General features: G+C 72.8%; 16 protein-coding genes and 1 tRNA gene. 9 read left to right on the top strand and 8 right to left on the bottom strand.

Annotated features, from left to right (window positions below; all coding sequences use genetic code 11):
• Nucleotides 1–6 precede the first annotated feature (6 nt).
• A complete protein-coding gene (locus E9228_RS08145; protein WP_166780044.1) occupies nucleotides 7–1,131 on the bottom strand; it encodes an FAD-dependent oxidoreductase in 1,125 nt (374 codons plus the stop codon).
• Between the two features lie 118 nt (nucleotides 1,132–1,249).
• Between E9228_RS08145 and E9228_RS08140 the strand changes: the two genes are divergently transcribed.
• Both E9228_RS08140 and E9228_RS08135 read left to right on the top strand, forming a co-directional pair.
• Nucleotides 1,250–2,758, top strand: coding sequence for an MFS transporter (locus E9228_RS08140; RefSeq protein ID WP_341849841.1), 1,509 nt, complete (start codon nucleotides 1,250–1,252; stop codon nucleotides 2,756–2,758).
• A complete protein-coding gene (locus E9228_RS08135; RefSeq protein WP_166780042.1) occupies nucleotides 2,751–3,719 on the top strand; it encodes an alpha/beta hydrolase in 969 nt (322 codons plus the stop codon). The genes E9228_RS08140 and E9228_RS08135 overlap by 8 nt, the downstream gene beginning before the upstream one ends.
• 32 nt (nucleotides 3,720–3,751) lie before the next feature.
• On the opposite strand, the gene E9228_RS08130 is transcribed toward E9228_RS08135, so the two are convergent.
• A tRNA-Gly gene (locus E9228_RS08130) sits at nucleotides 3,752–3,822 on the bottom strand.
• Between the two features lie 205 nt (nucleotides 3,823–4,027).
• Between E9228_RS08130 and E9228_RS08125 the strand changes: the two genes are divergently transcribed.
• Nucleotides 4,028–5,101, top strand: coding sequence for a DUF6177 family protein (locus tag E9228_RS08125; RefSeq protein ID WP_166780041.1), 1,074 nt, complete (start codon nucleotides 4,028–4,030; stop codon nucleotides 5,099–5,101).
• Nucleotide 5,102: 1 nt separating this feature from the next.
• Complete coding sequence (locus E9228_RS08120) at nucleotides 5,103–5,438, top strand: hypothetical protein (protein WP_166780040.1); 336 nt, start codon at nucleotides 5,103–5,105, stop codon at nucleotides 5,436–5,438.
• Nucleotides 5,439–5,457: 19 nt separating this feature from the next.
• Here E9228_RS08120 and E9228_RS08115 read toward each other — a convergent pair whose 3' ends face one another.
• The 4 genes from E9228_RS08115 to E9228_RS08100 all read right to left on the bottom strand — a co-directional run bounded on the left by E9228_RS08115 (nucleotide 5,458) and on the right by E9228_RS08100 (nucleotide 7,228).
• Nucleotides 5,458–5,787, bottom strand: coding sequence for a HepT-like ribonuclease domain-containing protein (locus E9228_RS08115; RefSeq protein ID WP_166780039.1), 330 nt, complete (start codon nucleotides 5,785–5,787; stop codon nucleotides 5,458–5,460).
• Nucleotides 5,784–6,308, bottom strand: coding sequence for an XRE family transcriptional regulator (locus tag E9228_RS08110; RefSeq protein WP_166780038.1), 525 nt, complete (start codon nucleotides 6,306–6,308; stop codon nucleotides 5,784–5,786). Before E9228_RS08110 ends, E9228_RS08115 begins: the two co-directional genes overlap by 4 nt.
• A 76-nt stretch (nucleotides 6,309–6,384) precedes the next feature.
• Nucleotides 6,385–6,972 (bottom strand): dCTP deaminase, encoded by a 588-nt coding sequence (dcd, locus tag E9228_RS08105; protein WP_166780037.1) that lies wholly within the window; start codon nucleotides 6,970–6,972, stop codon nucleotides 6,385–6,387.
• Between the two features lie 31 nt (nucleotides 6,973–7,003).
• Nucleotides 7,004–7,228 (bottom strand): hypothetical protein, encoded by a 225-nt coding sequence (locus tag E9228_RS08100; RefSeq protein ID WP_166780036.1) that lies wholly within the window; start codon nucleotides 7,226–7,228, stop codon nucleotides 7,004–7,006.
• A gap of 286 nt (nucleotides 7,229–7,514) precedes the next feature.
• Here E9228_RS08100 and E9228_RS08095 point away from each other — a divergent pair, with 286 nt between their 5' ends.
• Nucleotides 7,515–8,276 (top strand): GAF and ANTAR domain-containing protein, encoded by a 762-nt coding sequence (locus tag E9228_RS08095; protein WP_166780035.1) that lies wholly within the window; start codon nucleotides 7,515–7,517, stop codon nucleotides 8,274–8,276.
• A complete protein-coding gene (locus E9228_RS08090; RefSeq protein WP_252727789.1) occupies nucleotides 8,276–8,986 on the top strand; it encodes a GAF and ANTAR domain-containing protein in 711 nt (236 codons plus the stop codon). The genes E9228_RS08095 and E9228_RS08090 overlap by 1 nt, the downstream gene beginning before the upstream one ends.
• A gap of 38 nt (nucleotides 8,987–9,024) precedes the next feature.
• Here the strand turns inward: E9228_RS08090 and E9228_RS08085 are convergent, their stop codons facing one another.
• Entirely contained in the window at nucleotides 9,025–9,759 is a 735-nt protein-coding gene (locus E9228_RS08085) for a GAF domain-containing protein (protein ID WP_166780034.1), read from the bottom strand.
• Between the two features lie 332 nt (nucleotides 9,760–10,091).
• Here E9228_RS08085 and E9228_RS08080 point away from each other — a divergent pair, with 332 nt between their 5' ends.
• The 3 genes from E9228_RS08080 to E9228_RS08070 all read left to right on the top strand — a co-directional run bounded on the left by E9228_RS08080 (nucleotide 10,092) and on the right by E9228_RS08070 (nucleotide 13,515).
• Nucleotides 10,092–12,002, top strand: coding sequence for a bifunctional copper resistance protein CopD/cytochrome c oxidase assembly protein (locus E9228_RS08080; protein ID WP_252727788.1), 1,911 nt, complete (start codon nucleotides 10,092–10,094; stop codon nucleotides 12,000–12,002).
• A gap of 62 nt (nucleotides 12,003–12,064) precedes the next feature.
• Complete coding sequence (locus E9228_RS08075) at nucleotides 12,065–12,682, top strand: RNA polymerase sigma factor (RefSeq protein WP_166780032.1); 618 nt, start codon at nucleotides 12,065–12,067, stop codon at nucleotides 12,680–12,682.
• Complete coding sequence (locus tag E9228_RS08070; protein ID WP_166780031.1) at nucleotides 12,679–13,515, top strand: hypothetical protein; 837 nt, start codon at nucleotides 12,679–12,681, stop codon at nucleotides 13,513–13,515. The genes E9228_RS08075 and E9228_RS08070 overlap by 4 nt, the downstream gene beginning before the upstream one ends.
• 45 nt (nucleotides 13,516–13,560) lie before the next feature.
• Here the strand turns inward: E9228_RS08070 and E9228_RS08065 are convergent, their stop codons facing one another.
• Nucleotides 13,561–14,538, bottom strand: a complete 978-nt coding sequence (locus E9228_RS08065; RefSeq protein WP_166780030.1) for an NADPH:quinone reductase — start codon at nucleotides 14,536–14,538, stop codon at nucleotides 13,561–13,563.
• Between the last annotated feature and the right edge of the window lie 17 nt (nucleotides 14,539–14,555).

The raw sequence follows: 14,555 nt of genomic DNA, 5'->3' as shown, positions 1-14,555 counted from the left end.
GTCGGCTCAGAGTGCGAAGCGCGGGTGCGGTTCGCCGCCGGTGGCGAGGTCCGCCAGCATCTCCCCGACGAGCGGCGCGAACTTGAACCCGTGCCCGGACGACCCGGTCGCGACCGTCACCGGTCCGCGGCGGTCGAGCACGAAGTCCTCGTCGGGGGAGTTGTCGTAGAGGCAGCTGATCAGCGTCGGCTGCGACGCGTCCACGCCCGGCACGAACCGTTCGACGTACGCCTGCAGTCGCGCCACCTCGGCGGGGTCGGGCGTCCGGTCGCGGTCGTCCGGGTCGACGACGGGCCCGGTGCCGTGGAAGCCGACCTTGACGCCCTCGCCCGGCGTGAGCAGCCCGTAGACACCGCCGCCGTCCGCCGGATGGTGGACGAACGACGGCCACGCCTCGTCCGGCAGCTGGCTGGGGAAGTGCGCGGGCTGCTCCTGGGTGACGCGGATGGCCGGGAGGCTCGCCCCACGCCCGGCGAGCAGCGCACCCACCAGCGTGGGCGCCCAGGCACCGACGGCCGCGACGACACTGCCCGTGCGGACCGTGGTGCCGTCGCCGAGCGTCAGCGTCACGGTGTCACCGTCGTCCCGGACTTCGACCACACGCACCCCGAAGCGGAGGTCGGCACCGTCCGCGGCTGCGAGGTCGAGCAGCGCCTCGAGGGCGTCGGCGGCACGGATCCGGCCGGCGGTCGCGTGCGCCAGGACGTGCCCCTCGAAGGCGATGCCGGGCCAGCGGGCGGCGGCCTCGGCCGCGGTCAGTCGTTCCGTGGCGATGCCCGCGGTGTCGAGTGCGGCGGCGATCGCGTCGACGACCTCGGCGCGTCCGTGGTCCACGGCACCCGTGTGCTCGAGCAGGGTCCGGCCGGACGCGGACTCGAGCGCCGCCCACGCGTCCCAGGCCCGCAGCGTCAGCTCGACGTAGTCCGCGTCCGGGTACCCCATGCGGAAGATCCGGCTGCCCCCGTGCGAAGAACCGTGCACGTGTCCGCGGTCGTGCTGCTCGAGGAGCAGGACGCGCTCGCCGCGGGCCGCCAACGCCCGGGCGGTGGCGGCGCCGACGATCCCGGCGCCGATGACGACGTGGTCGAACGCGGGCGTGGTCGGTCCGTCGGTCGAGGGAGCAGAGGCCATGACGACACCGTATGGGCTACAGTCGGACGCAGAGGGAAAAAACCCGCTCTGCTCCGGCAGTCGGAACCGCGTACGCGTCTCACAGGAGTCGCCACTTCTTCATCGAAGGAGTGCGCCCGTGCACGTACGAACCTCATCAGCACGAACCTCGTCGTCGACGACGACCGACTCGCCACCCGCTGGTCTCCGCGACGCCTGGCTGCCCCTCGCCGGCCTGTCCGCGGTGTTCCTGTTCGAGATGCTCGACAACTCGGTCCTCACCGTCGCCCTCCCCACCATCGCCCGCGACCTCGCCGCCTCGACGACCGCGCTGCAGTGGGTGTCCGGCGCCTACTCGGTGGCCTTCGGCGGCCTGATGCTGCTCTTCGGTGCCGTCGCCGACCGGGTCGGCCGTCGTCGCACGATGCTCGTCGGCCTGGTGCTCCTGGCCGTGGCGAGCCTGGCGACCGTGTTCGTCACCTCGGTGGAGCAGCTCATCGTCGTCCGGGCGCTCATGGGGATCGCCGCCGCGATGACGACCCCCGGCTCGATGGCGCTGGCGTTCCGGCTCTTCACCAGCCAGGACCTGCGCGTCCGCGCGTTGACGGTGATCTCCACCGCCGGGCTCGTCGGCCTCGCCGTCGGACCCACCATCGGCGGGTTCGTCCTGGCCGTGGCGCCGTGGCAGGTGCTGCTCGTCGCGAACGTGCCGATCGCCCTCGTCGCCTTCGTCGGCATCCGGGCCGGCATCGCCGTCGATCGCCCGGACGACCTGCACCGCGACCCCATCGACCTCGTCGGGGCGGCGCTGGGGACCGCGAGCATCGTCGGCGTCCTCGTCACCCCGACGCTCGTCGTCAGCGGCGCTGCCGGCTGGACCGGGTGGGCGGCCGGAACGGCGACCGTCCTGGTGGCCGTCGGCTTCGTCGTGCGGGAGCGCACCGCACGCCACCCCCTGCTCGACCTGCACCTGATCGCCCGACCGCTGGTCGCGAGCGGTCTCGCGTACAAGGCCGCCGCAGGGCTCGCGATGGCCGCACTGTCGTACCTCGTCACCCTGCAGCTGCAGATCGCCTGGGGCTGGCCTCCGGCGCTCGCCGCCGTCGGGACGCTGCCGCAGGTGGTCGTCCTGCTGGCCAGCGGCCGCTTCGTCGGCCCGTTCGTCCGACGCGTCGGGCTCGACCGGGCCGCGCGACTCAGTGCCGCCGCGGTCGTCGTCGGTCTCGCCGTGTTCGCCCTGACCGCACGGCTCGGCTACCCCGGTGTCCTGGTCGCCCTCGTGCTCGTCGCCGCCGGCATGCGCGTCGTCGGCGCCGTCGCAGGCAACAACGTCCTGCACGGGCTGCCCGCCGACCGCACGTCCATCGGCGCGGCGCTCGTCGACACCGCGAGCGAGATCGCGACCGCGGTCGGCATCGCCGCCACCGGCACGGTCCTCGCCGCCCTCGTGCCGGGCAGCCTCGGCACGACGCCCTGGACACCGGGTCGCACCGCCGCGTTCGACGGCGCCGTCTCGATCGCGGGCGTCGTCGTCACCATCGTCGCCGCCGTCCTGGTCCTCGTCGGCGTGCTCCGCGCCCGCACCGCCCCCGCAAGCCCTTCCACCACCACCACCACCACCACCACCCAGGAGGAATCCGATGTCTGACGTCATCGCCCGCCCCCCGTTCGACGCCGAGCTCCTGCCGTTCCTCGACGCGCTCGCCGCCCGCGGACCGTTCCGCGTCACGCCGGAGATGCTGCCCCGGATGCGTCAGCTCGACGTCCCGCTCGAGACGCTCGACGACCGACTGCGCGAGCGCGGCCTCGAACGCCGGAGCACCACCGTGCCCGGGTACCTCGGTGACCCGATCGAGCTGGCGGTCATCCAGCGCATCGGCCGCACCGGTCCGACCACCGGGGTCTACACGATCCACGGCGGCGGGATGATGTTCGGCCACCACCTCGGCAACCTGGAGTCCTACGACGGCTGGCTGCTCGACCACGACGTCGTCCTCGTCAGCGTCGACTACCGGCTCGCCCCGGAGCACCCGGACCCCTACCCCGTCGAGGACTGCGCCGCCGGCCTGGTCTGGGTCGCCGAGCACGCCGACGAACTCGGCATCGACCCGGACCGGATCGTCATCGCCGGGCAGAGCGCCGGCGCCGGTCTCGCGGCCGGGACCACGCTCCTGATGCGCGACCGGGGCGGTCCTGCCCTCCTCGGCCAGATCCTGGTCTCACCGATGCTCGACGACCGCGACCGCACCGTGTCGACGCAGCAGATCGACGGTGTCGGGGTCGCCGACCGGCAGATGACCCGGTTCGGCTGGGACGCCTACCTCGGCGAGCGCCGGGGCACCGACGACGTGTCCGGGTACGCTGCCCCGGCACGCGCGACGGCCCTGGCCGACCTGCCGCCGACGTACATCGACTGCGGCAGCGCCGAGGTGTTCCGCGACGAGACGGTGGCCTACGCCAGCGGGCTCTGGGCCGCGGGCGTCGACGCCGAGTTGCACGTGTGGCCGGGTGCCTTCCACGGCTTCACGAGCATGGTGCCCGACGCCACGGTGTCGCGGCGGGCGACCACGGCGCTGGCCGAGTGGACACGGCGGCTGCTCGCTGGATGACGACCAGCGGGTCGCGGCGTGACAGGGAACGGAGCGAGTGACGGGAATCGAACCCGCGCTACCAGCTTGGGAAGCTGGAGTTCTACCATTGAACTACACTCGCGCATCCCGTCGAGCGGGACCGCACCAGCCTAGCGGAACTTCCGCTGGATGCCAGCCGGACGCCCGGGGCGGACGCGCACCGGGCCTCCCGTCCGCCCCTGTCTCTCCGCTGTGAGCCGCGCTCTCCGACGGACACCGCCAGGAGCCCGTGTGTACCGTCCGAGGGGATCAACGAGCTCGTACGACCGACCCGAGGAGGAACCGGAATGGTCCGACATCCCCTCATCGACGACGTGGTCGGCCCAGCCATCGTGGTGGACTCCAGCGCCGCGGTGGTGTGGCTCACCGACTCCTTCGACGCACTGCTGCGCCGTGCCGAGGCCGCCGGACGGACAGTCGTCCTGCGGACCGGCCCGGAGGCTGCGCTCACCCCCGCCCTGCGGCACGCGCTGGGTGCACACGGGGCCGCGTGGGCGGTCCGCGGGTCCGACGGCTCCCTCCGCGACGGACGGACCGGCGCGCCGGCGGCCGGCATCGAGGACTTCGTCGCGCGAGGACCGGAGCTCCTCGGGGAGCCCTCCCCGGAGCACCGCGACGCCGTCGGCTCGGTCCGGCAGATCAGCATCGACCTGACGCTCCGCCACCACGACGAGCGGACCGTCGACATCGGCTCCGCGATCGAGGCGCTGTGCGAGACGGTGGGCACCTGCCCGAAGCGGTGGGGGACCTCGGAACCGCTGACGTCGGCGTGGGACCGCTGGGTCGTCACGCAGTACGCGATGCACGAGTCGCCGGGCATCAGCACGTCCTACGCGATCGGTGACGGTTTCGCGGCGACGATGACCGCGCACCTGACCGACGGGGTCGTCGTCGAGACGATGTCCGCGGTCCTCACCGTGCCCGAGGGTGGGTCGGACCCGGAGCTCGCCTCACGCCTGCTCGACGCCGTGCACCGTGTCGCCAGCGACGTGGAGCCGGTCTTCGGCGTCGTCATGCAGCGCCGCGGGGACGCCGACCACCTGGTCCGCGCGGTCGGCTACGGCGAACCCGAACCGCTCGCGGTCATCGTCGGACCCGAGGCCACCCGTTTCCTGGACCGCCGCGGCGAGTGGCCGCCCGTCCGCACCACGACCGACACCTTCGCGGGTGAGGTCGGTGAGGGGCTGGTCGTCCGGTTCGAGGACGGTTGGACCGCGCTCGAGTCGTTCCTCGACCGCATCGACGAGGACCGCTTCCTGCAGCTCGTCGGCGGCGCACCCCTGGAGCCCGCCCACGACGACGGTGCACTCGGCCCGCACGCCATGCAGCACGGCGGTCAGGGGTCCCAGGGTGCCGCGTGACGTGACCCTCCTCTGCCGCGGCGAGGTGCAGGTCCGCGACGTCGCCGAGGCGCTGTTGCTCCACGACGACGCCTGGGGTGTCCGGGCGCTGGACGACGGCCCGATGATGCAGGTCTGCCGCGACGCCACCCACCCGGTCATCACCGTGCTCGGCGTGCGACGGGTCGACGAACTCGACGAGGTCACGCGCCTGCTGCCGGATGCGCCGGCGCTGCCGGTGCCGCTGTGGTGGGTCGACACGGTGACACCGTTCGACGCCGACGGTGAACGCGGGGTGACGGCGGCGCTGGAGGCATCGCTGGACCTCGACGCCGTGTGCATCGTGCACGGCGACTGACGTTCGACCCGACTGGGTCTCAGCGGCCGCGGCCCCGCATCCGCCGGACGGCCGCGCAGAGGACCGGGACGTCGGTCCGCGCCGTGCCGAGCAACACCGACGGCGGGGTCTCGGTCGGACGCCGCGTCAGGCGTTCGGCGAGCGCGGACACCTGCGACCAGGGCACCGTGGGCTCGTGGGCGGTCACGGTCGGCGGCAGGCGCTGCACCGCGGCGGCGATGTCGACGAGCCGCATCCGGACGGCGTCGTGCACGAGTTCCTCTGGCAGTGCCGGGTCGGAGACGTAGGAGCGGATGCGGTCGCAGCACACGACGACGTCGTCGAGGGCCTGCTCGACGGGTGACGTCACAGTGGTACCGCCCGGCCGAGCACGTCGTCCGGCAGCGCATCCGCGGCCAGCACGTCGACCCGGACCCCGAGCAGCTCCTCGGCGTCGTCCTGCATGCGCATCAACGAGAACACGCCGCTCGGGGGTGCCAGGTCGACCACGAGTTCGACGTCGGCAGGCCAGTCGTCGGCGCGGTGTGGTCCGGAGGGATCGAGGAGTTGTCGGACGGCGACGGCGCCGTGCCGCTCCAGGGCTGCTCGGAGTTCATCCCGGTGTCGTGTGACGAGATCCCGCAGGGGGAGGGGCTCGGCGACGGGCTGCAGGTCGATGGCGGTACGGAAGCCGGCGGCGAGCAACAGCCGCTGCAGTGCCGCGAGCGAGGGCTCGCGTCGCCCGTTCTCGTACGTGCTGATCACGCTCTGTGTGACGCCTGCCCGGGTGGCGAGCTGCACCTGTGTCAGGTCGGCGCGGAGCCGGGCTTCACGGATGATCGCGGCGGCGGAGAGCGTCGTCGTCGACGCGCGAGCGGAGGCTGGCGGCATGTGGGCAACGATACACAGAATCCCGTATTCCGGTTCGGCAGGTGCGTCTGTATCCCGCCGGCTGGGAGGCGCTCGGTCAGCGCGGCTGCGACACGTCCGCCCGGTGGAAGTTCAGCGCCGACCGCGACGCCGTCGGACCACGCTGGCCCTGGTAGCGCGACTGGTAGTCGGCGGATCCGTAGGGCTTCTCGGCCGGGCTCGACAGCTGGAAGAAGCAGAGCTGGCCGATCTTCATGCCGGGCCAGAGCTTGATCGGCAGCGTCGCCACGTTCGAGAGTTCGAGGGTCACGTGGCCGGAGAAGCCCGGGTCGATGAAGCCTGCGGTCGAGTGCGTCAACAGCCCGAGACGACCGAGTGAGCTCTTGCCCTCGAGTCGTGCCGCGATGTCGTCCGGCAGCGTGACGACCTCGAACGTCGACCCGAGCACGAACTCGCCCGGGTGCAACACGAAGGCCTCGTCCGGGTCGGTCTCGACCAGGCGCGTCAGGTCGGGCTGGTCCACCGCGGGGTCGATGTGCGGGTACTTGTGGTTGTCGAAGAGCCGGAAGTACTTGTCCAGCCGGACGTCGATGCTCGACGGCTGCACGAGTGCGGCGTCGTACGGGTCGAGGCCGATCCGGCCCTGGTCGAGCTGGGCGGTGATGTCGCGGTCGGAGAGCAGCACGGGGGAAGCCTACTGGCCGACCCGGCGGACTTCACGGCTCGAACGCGTCGAGCAGCCAGTCGTCGCTCGGCACCGCGCCGTCCCGCCACCGCAGTCGCACGCGGCCGGCCTCGACCACGTGGACCCCGGCGTGACCGTCCCGCCGCTGACACCGGTGGTCGTGCAGGGACTCGGCGCACCGGCCGACCGTCCGGCCGGCGCCGACGAGCGCGACGAGTGTCCGGACCGCGCGGGCTCCGGCGACGCGGAGCGGCACGGAGCGAGAAGCCCGGACAGGGCTGGTCCGCCGAGCGAGTGGGCCGGCTGGGCGGACGGGAGGACGGGGTGCGCGCACGGGAACTCCAGCTGTTCACGGGGAACGTGGTGATCGAGGGCCGGGGTCTGGGGCTGCCGAGGACCACGGTAGTCACGGGGAACTCCGAACGGGTGGAGTCCGCGTGACTAGGCTGGAACCCACCGCTTCAGCACCCAGCCCCCGCGCTGCAGCCCCTTCCAGCAGGAGCGCCGATGAGCACGAGCACGAGCACGATCCACGGCACACGATGCCTGACACACCGACGGCGATGAGCGCGTTCGGTGACGCTGCCCGTCGGCTCCAGAGCGGCGACGACGGCGCGCTCGCCAGTGCCTTCGTGGACGTCCTGCCGGTGTTCGGAGCAGCGCTCTCCACCCTGGGCGAGCCCTTCGGCAGCGCTGTGATCGCCGCCTCCGACCCGCGCTCCGCCGCCTCCGACGAGCAGCAGGTCGTGCTCGGTGAAGGGCCGGGATGGTCCGCCCTCCGAAGCCGCTCGCCGGTGCTGGCGTACGACCTCAGTGCGGCCTCCGGTTCCGGTGGGGCCGCCGACGACTGGCCCTCCGCCCGAGTGGTGCTCCGGGAATCCGGCTGGGCCGGGCTCGTCTCCCTGCCGCTGTCGGTCGGGACGTTCGACATCGGCGCGGTCACGCTCTACCGGTTCGACACCGACCCGCTCGCCCCGGCCGAGCTCGACGAGGCGAAGCTCCTCGCCGGCCTGGCGGCGCTCCGCGTGCTCTCCTCCACGACCCGCGCACTGCAGGACGGCAGGCTCTCCTCGAGTGTCTCCGTCACGCAGCCCGCCGGCCGACACGTGCACCAGGCGACCGGCATGGTCGTGGCACAGCTCGGGCTCTCCGCCGACGACGCGCTCATGGTCCTGCGGGCACGGGCCTTCGCCGACGGCCAACCCCTCCGCACCATCGCCGAGGGCGTCATCGAGCGCCGCATCGACTTCCGGGACCCCGGCGCCGCCGACCCCACCGACTCAGTACGGAAAGAGGACCGCTGATGACGCAGAGCAGAGAGCACCGCCTCGTCGACACGTTCGTCACCCTCGCCGACACCCTCGTCGACGACTACGACGTCATCGAACTGCTCCAGCTACTGGTCGGCAAGGCGGCCGACCTGTTCGACGTCAGCGCCGCCGGCATCATGCTCGCGACGCCGTCCGATGAACTCGAACTGGTCGCCTCCACCAGCGAGCGCAGTGCCCTGGTCGGCATCATGCAGCTGGACGCCGGTGAGGGACCGTGCATCGAGGCGTACCGCACCGGCCAGGTCGTCACGGTCGGCAGCCTCGACGAACTGCACCGCCGCTGGCCGGACTTCGCCGCGGCGTCGAAGCTCTTCGGCTACGCGTCCGTGCACGCGATCCCGCTCCGGCTGCGCAACGAGACCCTCGGCTCGATGAACCTCTACCGCGAGCACCCGGGTCCCCTCAACGACGAGGACATCGTCGCCGCCCAGGCCCTCACGGACGTCGCCACGATCAGCATCCTGCAGCAGCGGGGCCTCGAGCAGGCGTCGATCGCACGGACGCAGCTGCAGCGGGCACTCGACAGCCGGGTCGTCATCGAGCAGGCGAAGGGGTTCCTCGCACAGACGCACGACGTCGACATGGACCAGGCGTTCGAGCTGCTCCGCAGCTACGCCAGGTCGCACCAGATGCCGCTCGCGGAGACCGCCCGGCAGGTCGTCGGACGCACCATCACGATCTAGGGGCAGCGCGCAGCACCTGCTCGCCCGGCGACGAGCCGTCAGGCGACCTCGCGGAGGTCCGCACCGCGTTCGACGACCTCCGTCGCGACCGCGCGGAGCCCGCGGCCGGTCCGCGCGGCGGCCTCCTGCAGGATCCGGAAGGCAGCGTCGATCGGGACGTCCCGGCGGTAGGACAACGCACCCTTCGCCTGCTCCAACGCGACCCGTGCCTCCAGGCCGTCCGCGACCTGCTCGTCGAGCGTGCGCGGCCCGCCCTCCTCACGCTGCCGGACCAGGGCGGCCGAGGCTGCGTCCGCGAGCAGCTGGATCACCACGACGTCGTGGTCGTCGTGCCCACGCTCGTGGTCGGCGAAGACGCAGAGGGACCCGATCGTCGCGGTGCGGAGGCGGACCGGCTCGGCGAACGTCCCGACCAGTCCCCGGTCGTGCATGGTGCGGACGAAGGCCGGCCAGTCCGCGGCCTTCGTGCTGACGTCCGGCACGTCGATCGTGCGCCCGGTCCGGAAGCAGTCCATGCAGGAGCCCTCGTCGGTGCCGAGCTGCGCCTCTTCCGCGTCGATGGTGCGTTCGCTCGACGAGGCGATCACGTGCAGCACGCCGGACCGGTCGGCGAGGACGATGCCGGCCTCGGTCGCGCCGGTCCACCGGACGCAGGCGTCCACCGCGCGGGTCATCGCGTCGAGCACGTCGAGACTCGGCTCGAGGACCGCACCGACCGCCTCGAGCAGGTGGTCGAACCGGTCCTGGTCGTGGTGCGCATCCGTCCTGGTCACGTCGTCCACCGTACGGCGGCGTGCCGGAGCCGCCGTCCAGCCTCCCGATCCACATCGCGGGTCCAGAGGGGCGCGCCTACGATGGAGGGTCCGCGGACCGCGGACGGAACCGACCCGAGACAGGTATGGCCGTCACGTCATCTCAGCCCCAGCCGGACAGCGCCCGGCGTCCGGACAGCGCCATCCGGACAGACAGTCCGTCCCGGACGGGAACCGCTCATCGGACGGGAGGGCCGGCACCGGAACACGCGCCCGTCACCACGCGCACGTCCACCGTCGCGACCGTCCTGGTCATCGCCCTGCCCCTCGTGGTCGCATGCGCGGTCCTCGGGATGACCATCACCGGTGCCTTCACCGCGAACCAGCAGCTGGAGTCCGCCGGGGACGTGGTGCAGTTCGGCCTGGTCGCCGCACGGGGCGTGCACGACGGTGTCGCGGCGTTGACGATCGGCCTGCTCATCGTCGCCGCGTTCGCCCTGCCGGCGCAGAAGGCCGACCACGGTGCGATGTCGTCGGTGCAGCACCGTGCCGCTCGCTGGGCGGCGATCGCCGGCTCGATCTGGTTCCTGGCGGCTGTCCTCGGCATCGTGCTCACTGGCGCGAACACCCTCGGCGTCCCGTTGACCAGCCCCGTGTTCGCCCGCAACTTCCTGCTCTTCGCGTTCCAGGTCGAGATCGGCCAGTCCCTCGTCGTCTCCGCGGCGGCGGTCCTCATCGCGACGGTGCTCGCCGCGCTGGCCACCCGCGCCACGACCCTGGCCTTCGCGACCGTCGCCGCGCTCTTCGCGCTGCTGCCCCTCGCCCTGTCCGGCCACGCCGCCGGGTCGCTCGAGCACGCCAACGCCGTGAACTCGCTCGCCGTGCACCTGGTCGGGGTGTGCGTCTGGGCCGGCGGCCTCGTCGCCGTCGTGCTGCTCCGCACCCGGATGAAGGGCGCCACCGGACGCGTCGTCGCCCGGTACTCGACGCTCGCCGGCTGGGCGTTCGGCGCGGTGGCGTTCTCCGGCATCGTGAACGCGCAGCTCCGCCTGACCGGCCCGCTCGACCTGTTCACGACCCCGTACGGGTGGCTCATCACGACCAAGGCCACGATCCTGGTGCTGCTCGGCGTCGCCGGCGTCGTGCAGCGACGGAAGCTCGTGCCGGGGCTGCTGCGTGCCCCGACCGACCGCCGCCTGTTCGTCCGGTTCGCACTCGCCGAGATCGTCTTCATGGCCGTCGCGATCGGTGTCTCGGTCGCGGTGTCCCGCAGCCAGCCGCCGATCCCGCAGACGCCGGAGACCGGGGCCGACACCCGCTCGGGCCTCATCGGCTACCCCTACCCGCCCGAGCAGACGATGCAGACGTACCTGTCGCAGTGGCACATCGACTGGATGTGGCTCGCGCTCGCCCTGGTCGGCGCCGGCTGGTACCTGTGGAGCGTCCGGAAGCTCCGGCAGCGCGGGGACTCCTGGCCGGTCGGTCGGACGATCGCCTGGCTGGTCGGCTGTGCGGTGTTCATCTGGACGACCTCCGGCGGCCCGGCGGTCTACGGCATGATCCACTTCTCGTCGCACATGGTCCAGCACATGCTGCTCATGATGTTCGTGCCGCTGCCGCTGGTCCTCGGCGGCCCGGTGCTGCTCGCGCTCCGTACCCTGCCGGTCCGGAACGACGGCTCCCGTGGTGCCCGCGAGTGGCTGATGCTGTTCGTGCACTCGCGGTGGATGCAGTTCCTCGGCAAGCCCGCCGTCGCCGGGGTGATCTTCGCCGGGTCCCTCGTGGTGTTCTACTTCACGCCAGCGTTCGAGTACTCGATGCAGTCGCACGAGTGGCACATCGTGATGATCGTGCACTTCGTGTTCAGCGGGTACCTGTTCTTCTGGGTCTTCGTCGGCATCGACCCGGGTCCGCAGCGGCCGCAGTACCCGATCCTCATCATCGCCCTGCTCGCGACGCTGGCCTTCCACGCGTTCTTCGGCGTCGCGGTGATGACCTCGCAGTCGGTGTACGCGATCGACTGGTTCCACGCCCTCGGGCAGACGAACGACCGCGCGCTGCTCGACGACCAGCACGTCGGCGGCGGGATCGCGTGGGGTGCGTCGGAGTTGCCGATGGTCTTCGTTGCGCTGCTCGTCGTGCGGAACTGGGTGCGGTCCGACGAACGCATCGCCAAGCGGAAGGACCGGCAGGCCGAGCGCGACGGGGACGCCGAGCTCAAGGCGTACAACGAGCGCCTGTCCGCCATGCAGCGCCGGGACTGACCGGACTGCGCTGACGGACCGCCCGGATGGAACCATCCGGGCGGTGCCGGACACTCCAGGACATGAGAACCGGAAGCGGCGACGACGCCGAGGACTGGGCGGCCGCGGGCCGCGGTGACGGCGAGGCCTACGGGCGCGTGTTCGACCGGCACCGCGACCGCGTGCACCGCCATGCGCTCCGCCTGGTGCCGCCCGAGGTGGACGTCGACGACGTCGTGGCGGTCGTCTTCCTCGAGGCGTGGCGTCGACGTCGCAGCGCCCGGCTGGTCGAGGGCGACCTGCTGCCGTGGCTGCTCGTCACCGCGACGAACGTGGCACGCAACGCGACCCGCGCCACGATGCGCCACCGGCGCCTGCTCGCGACGCTGCCGCCGGCCGAGCACGCTCCCGACCCCGCCGACCGGCACGACGACGGGGCCGCTGTCGCCGCGTTCCGGAGGCTCTCCCCGGCCGACCAGCAGGTCCTCGCGCTCTGCGTCGTCGCAGGCCACCGCGAGGCCGAGGCGGCCGAGGTGCTCGGCGTGCCGATCGGGACCGTGAAGTCCCGCCTCTCGCGGGCCCGGAAGCGTCTCGGCGCGCAGTTCGCCGAGCAGACCGCAGGACCGCCCGCTCCGCCGACCGCTCCCACCACGACCGCACCGACCATGACCGCACCGACCACCACCGGAGGAGCACGATGACCGAGACGACCCGAGACCGCGCCCTCCGTGCCCTGCTCGTCGACCGCGTGGACCGGTCCGTGCGACGACGACGCTGGCTCGTCCCCACGATCGGCATCGGTGCGTTCGTCGTCGCCGGATCGCTCACCGCCGGTGCCCTCGTCGGTGCCGGCCTGCCCCAGCAGTCGCTCTCCCCGGAGGACGCGACCGCCCTCGTCTCGACCGGCGCCGCCGGGGACGTGACCCTGCTCGGGTCGCCGGTCGTCCGTGTCACCGACGGCCCGACGACACTGACGCTGCCCGGGCGTCCCTCCGGAGCGCGGGACGTCGCCGTCGGCCTGCAGTGCGCGCCGGACGGCACCGCCACCGTCACCGTCGGGACGAGCGGCGACGACGGCGGCGACCCGACCACCGCGGACTGCGGGACCTCGGTCACCGTGGCCGTCGGGCGCGCGGCGGGTGAGCGTCCGGTCGTCCGGGTCGACCACGACGGGGGAGCGATGACCGTCTGGGCAGCGTGGGCCCGCCCCGATCCGGTGCCGGGGGCGTCCCCCGAGCAGCAGGCCGCGCTCGAGGACGGGATCGTCACCCGCTCGGAGTACGTGGCCGCGCTCGACCGGTACGTCGGGTGCATGCGGGCGTCCGGGCACCCGGTCGACCTCGGCGACGAGCAGCCCGTCGTCTTCGCGATCGGGGTCCCGTCCGAGTCCGTACAGGCCGACGCACGCTGCGGTGCGACCGAGCTCATCGACGTGGACTCGATGTGGCAGGCGGAGCACCCGGACGCGGAGCTGTACACGTCCGCCGCCGGAGCACCCTACGACCCGGCCGCCGACCCCCGCTACGCCGGGTAGACGGCCATGTCGGGGCGCGGGCGAGCGAGTGGGGCGGCCGGGTCCTCAGCGTCGTGTGTCGAGCAGCACCCGACCGGACCCGCCGGCGTCCACCAGGTCGTGTGCCGCGGCCGCCTCGTCCAGCGGCAGCACCGTGCGGATGCCGACGACCAACGAGCCCTCGGCGACGGCGGCGACCAGGGCCTCCATGGCGGACCGCTTCACGTCGGCTGCGAAGTCGTCGCTGCCGAGGAACCGGACCAGGACGTTCGCGAACAGCAGTGGCGGGAACGGCAGGTCGACGCGGTCGCCGCGGGCGAAGTACGTCGCGATGACGCCGTCGTTCGCGATGACGGCCGCGTCGAGATCGGCGTTCGCGTCGAGGGCGACCTCGACCACCCGGTCGACCCCGTCCGGGGCGATGCGCCGGATCGCAGCGACCGGGTCGTCATCGAGGGCCACGACGGTCGATCCCGCGGGGGCGTCGAGGCCGTCGACGTCGCTCGACCGCCGGACCGTCACGATCAGCCGGGCTCCGGCGGCCGCCGCGAGCTGTGCGGCGATCGAGCCGACCGCCCCGCGGACGCCGTGCACGAGGACCGTCCGACCACGGACGGGGCCGTCCGCGAAGACCGCCCGGTGCGCGGTGATGCCGGGGATGCCGAGGGCCGCGGCGACGTCGTCCGAGACCGCGTCGGGCAGCGGGACCGCGAGTCCGGCCGGGACGACCACGTACTCCGCAGCGGTGCCGGGCGCGCGGTACGACTGCGCCCCGTACACCGCGACGCGGGTGCCCACGAGCGCCGGATCGACCGAGGGACCGACGGCGTCGACGACGCCGGCTCCGTCGCTGTGCGGGACCACCCGGTCGTACGGCATGGCCGACCCGAGCCAGCCCTCCCGCTTCTTGGTGTCGCCGGGGTTCACGCCGGAACGGGTGAGGTGGACCAGGACCTCGCCGGCGGCGGGCTCCGGGGTGTCGATCGTTCCGGCGCGGAGGACCTCCGCCGCCGGGCCCTGCCGGTCGTACCAGACTGCGCGCATGGTTCCCTGTTCCGTTC

This window comes from Curtobacterium salicis (assembly GCF_011759505.1).
GTDB classification, from domain to species: Bacteria; Actinomycetota; Actinomycetes; order Actinomycetales; family Microbacteriaceae; genus Curtobacterium; species Curtobacterium salicis.
This window is presented reverse-complemented; position numbering and strand designations above follow the sequence as displayed.

Excerpts from the sequence above, each read along its gene's own strand:
- E9228_RS08145 (WP_166780044.1), bottom strand. The coding sequence starts at position 1,131 with ATGGCCTCTGCTCCCTCGACCGACGGACCGACCACGCCCGCGTTCGAC.
- E9228_RS08135 (WP_166780042.1), top strand. The coding sequence starts at position 2,751 with ATGTCTGACGTCATCGCCCGCCCCCCGTTCGACGCCGAGCTCCTGCCG.
- E9228_RS08125 (WP_166780041.1), top strand. The coding sequence starts at position 4,028 with ATGGTCCGACATCCCCTCATCGACGACGTGGTCGGCCCAGCCATCGTG.
- E9228_RS08110 (WP_166780038.1), bottom strand. The coding sequence starts at position 6,308 with ATGCCGCCAGCCTCCGCTCGCGCGTCGACGACGACGCTCTCCGCCGCC.
- E9228_RS08095 (WP_166780035.1), top strand. The coding sequence starts at position 7,515 with ATGCCTGACACACCGACGGCGATGAGCGCGTTCGGTGACGCTGCCCGT.
- E9228_RS08090 (WP_252727789.1), top strand. The coding sequence starts at position 8,276 with ATGACGCAGAGCAGAGAGCACCGCCTCGTCGACACGTTCGTCACCCTC.
- E9228_RS08080 (WP_252727788.1), top strand. The coding sequence starts at position 10,092 with ATGACCATCACCGGTGCCTTCACCGCGAACCAGCAGCTGGAGTCCGCC.
- E9228_RS08075 (WP_166780032.1), top strand. The coding sequence starts at position 12,065 with ATGAGAACCGGAAGCGGCGACGACGCCGAGGACTGGGCGGCCGCGGGC.
- E9228_RS08070 (WP_166780031.1), top strand. The coding sequence starts at position 12,679 with ATGACCGAGACGACCCGAGACCGCGCCCTCCGTGCCCTGCTCGTCGAC.
- E9228_RS08065 (WP_166780030.1), bottom strand. The coding sequence starts at position 14,538 with ATGCGCGCAGTCTGGTACGACCGGCAGGGCCCGGCGGCGGAGGTCCTC.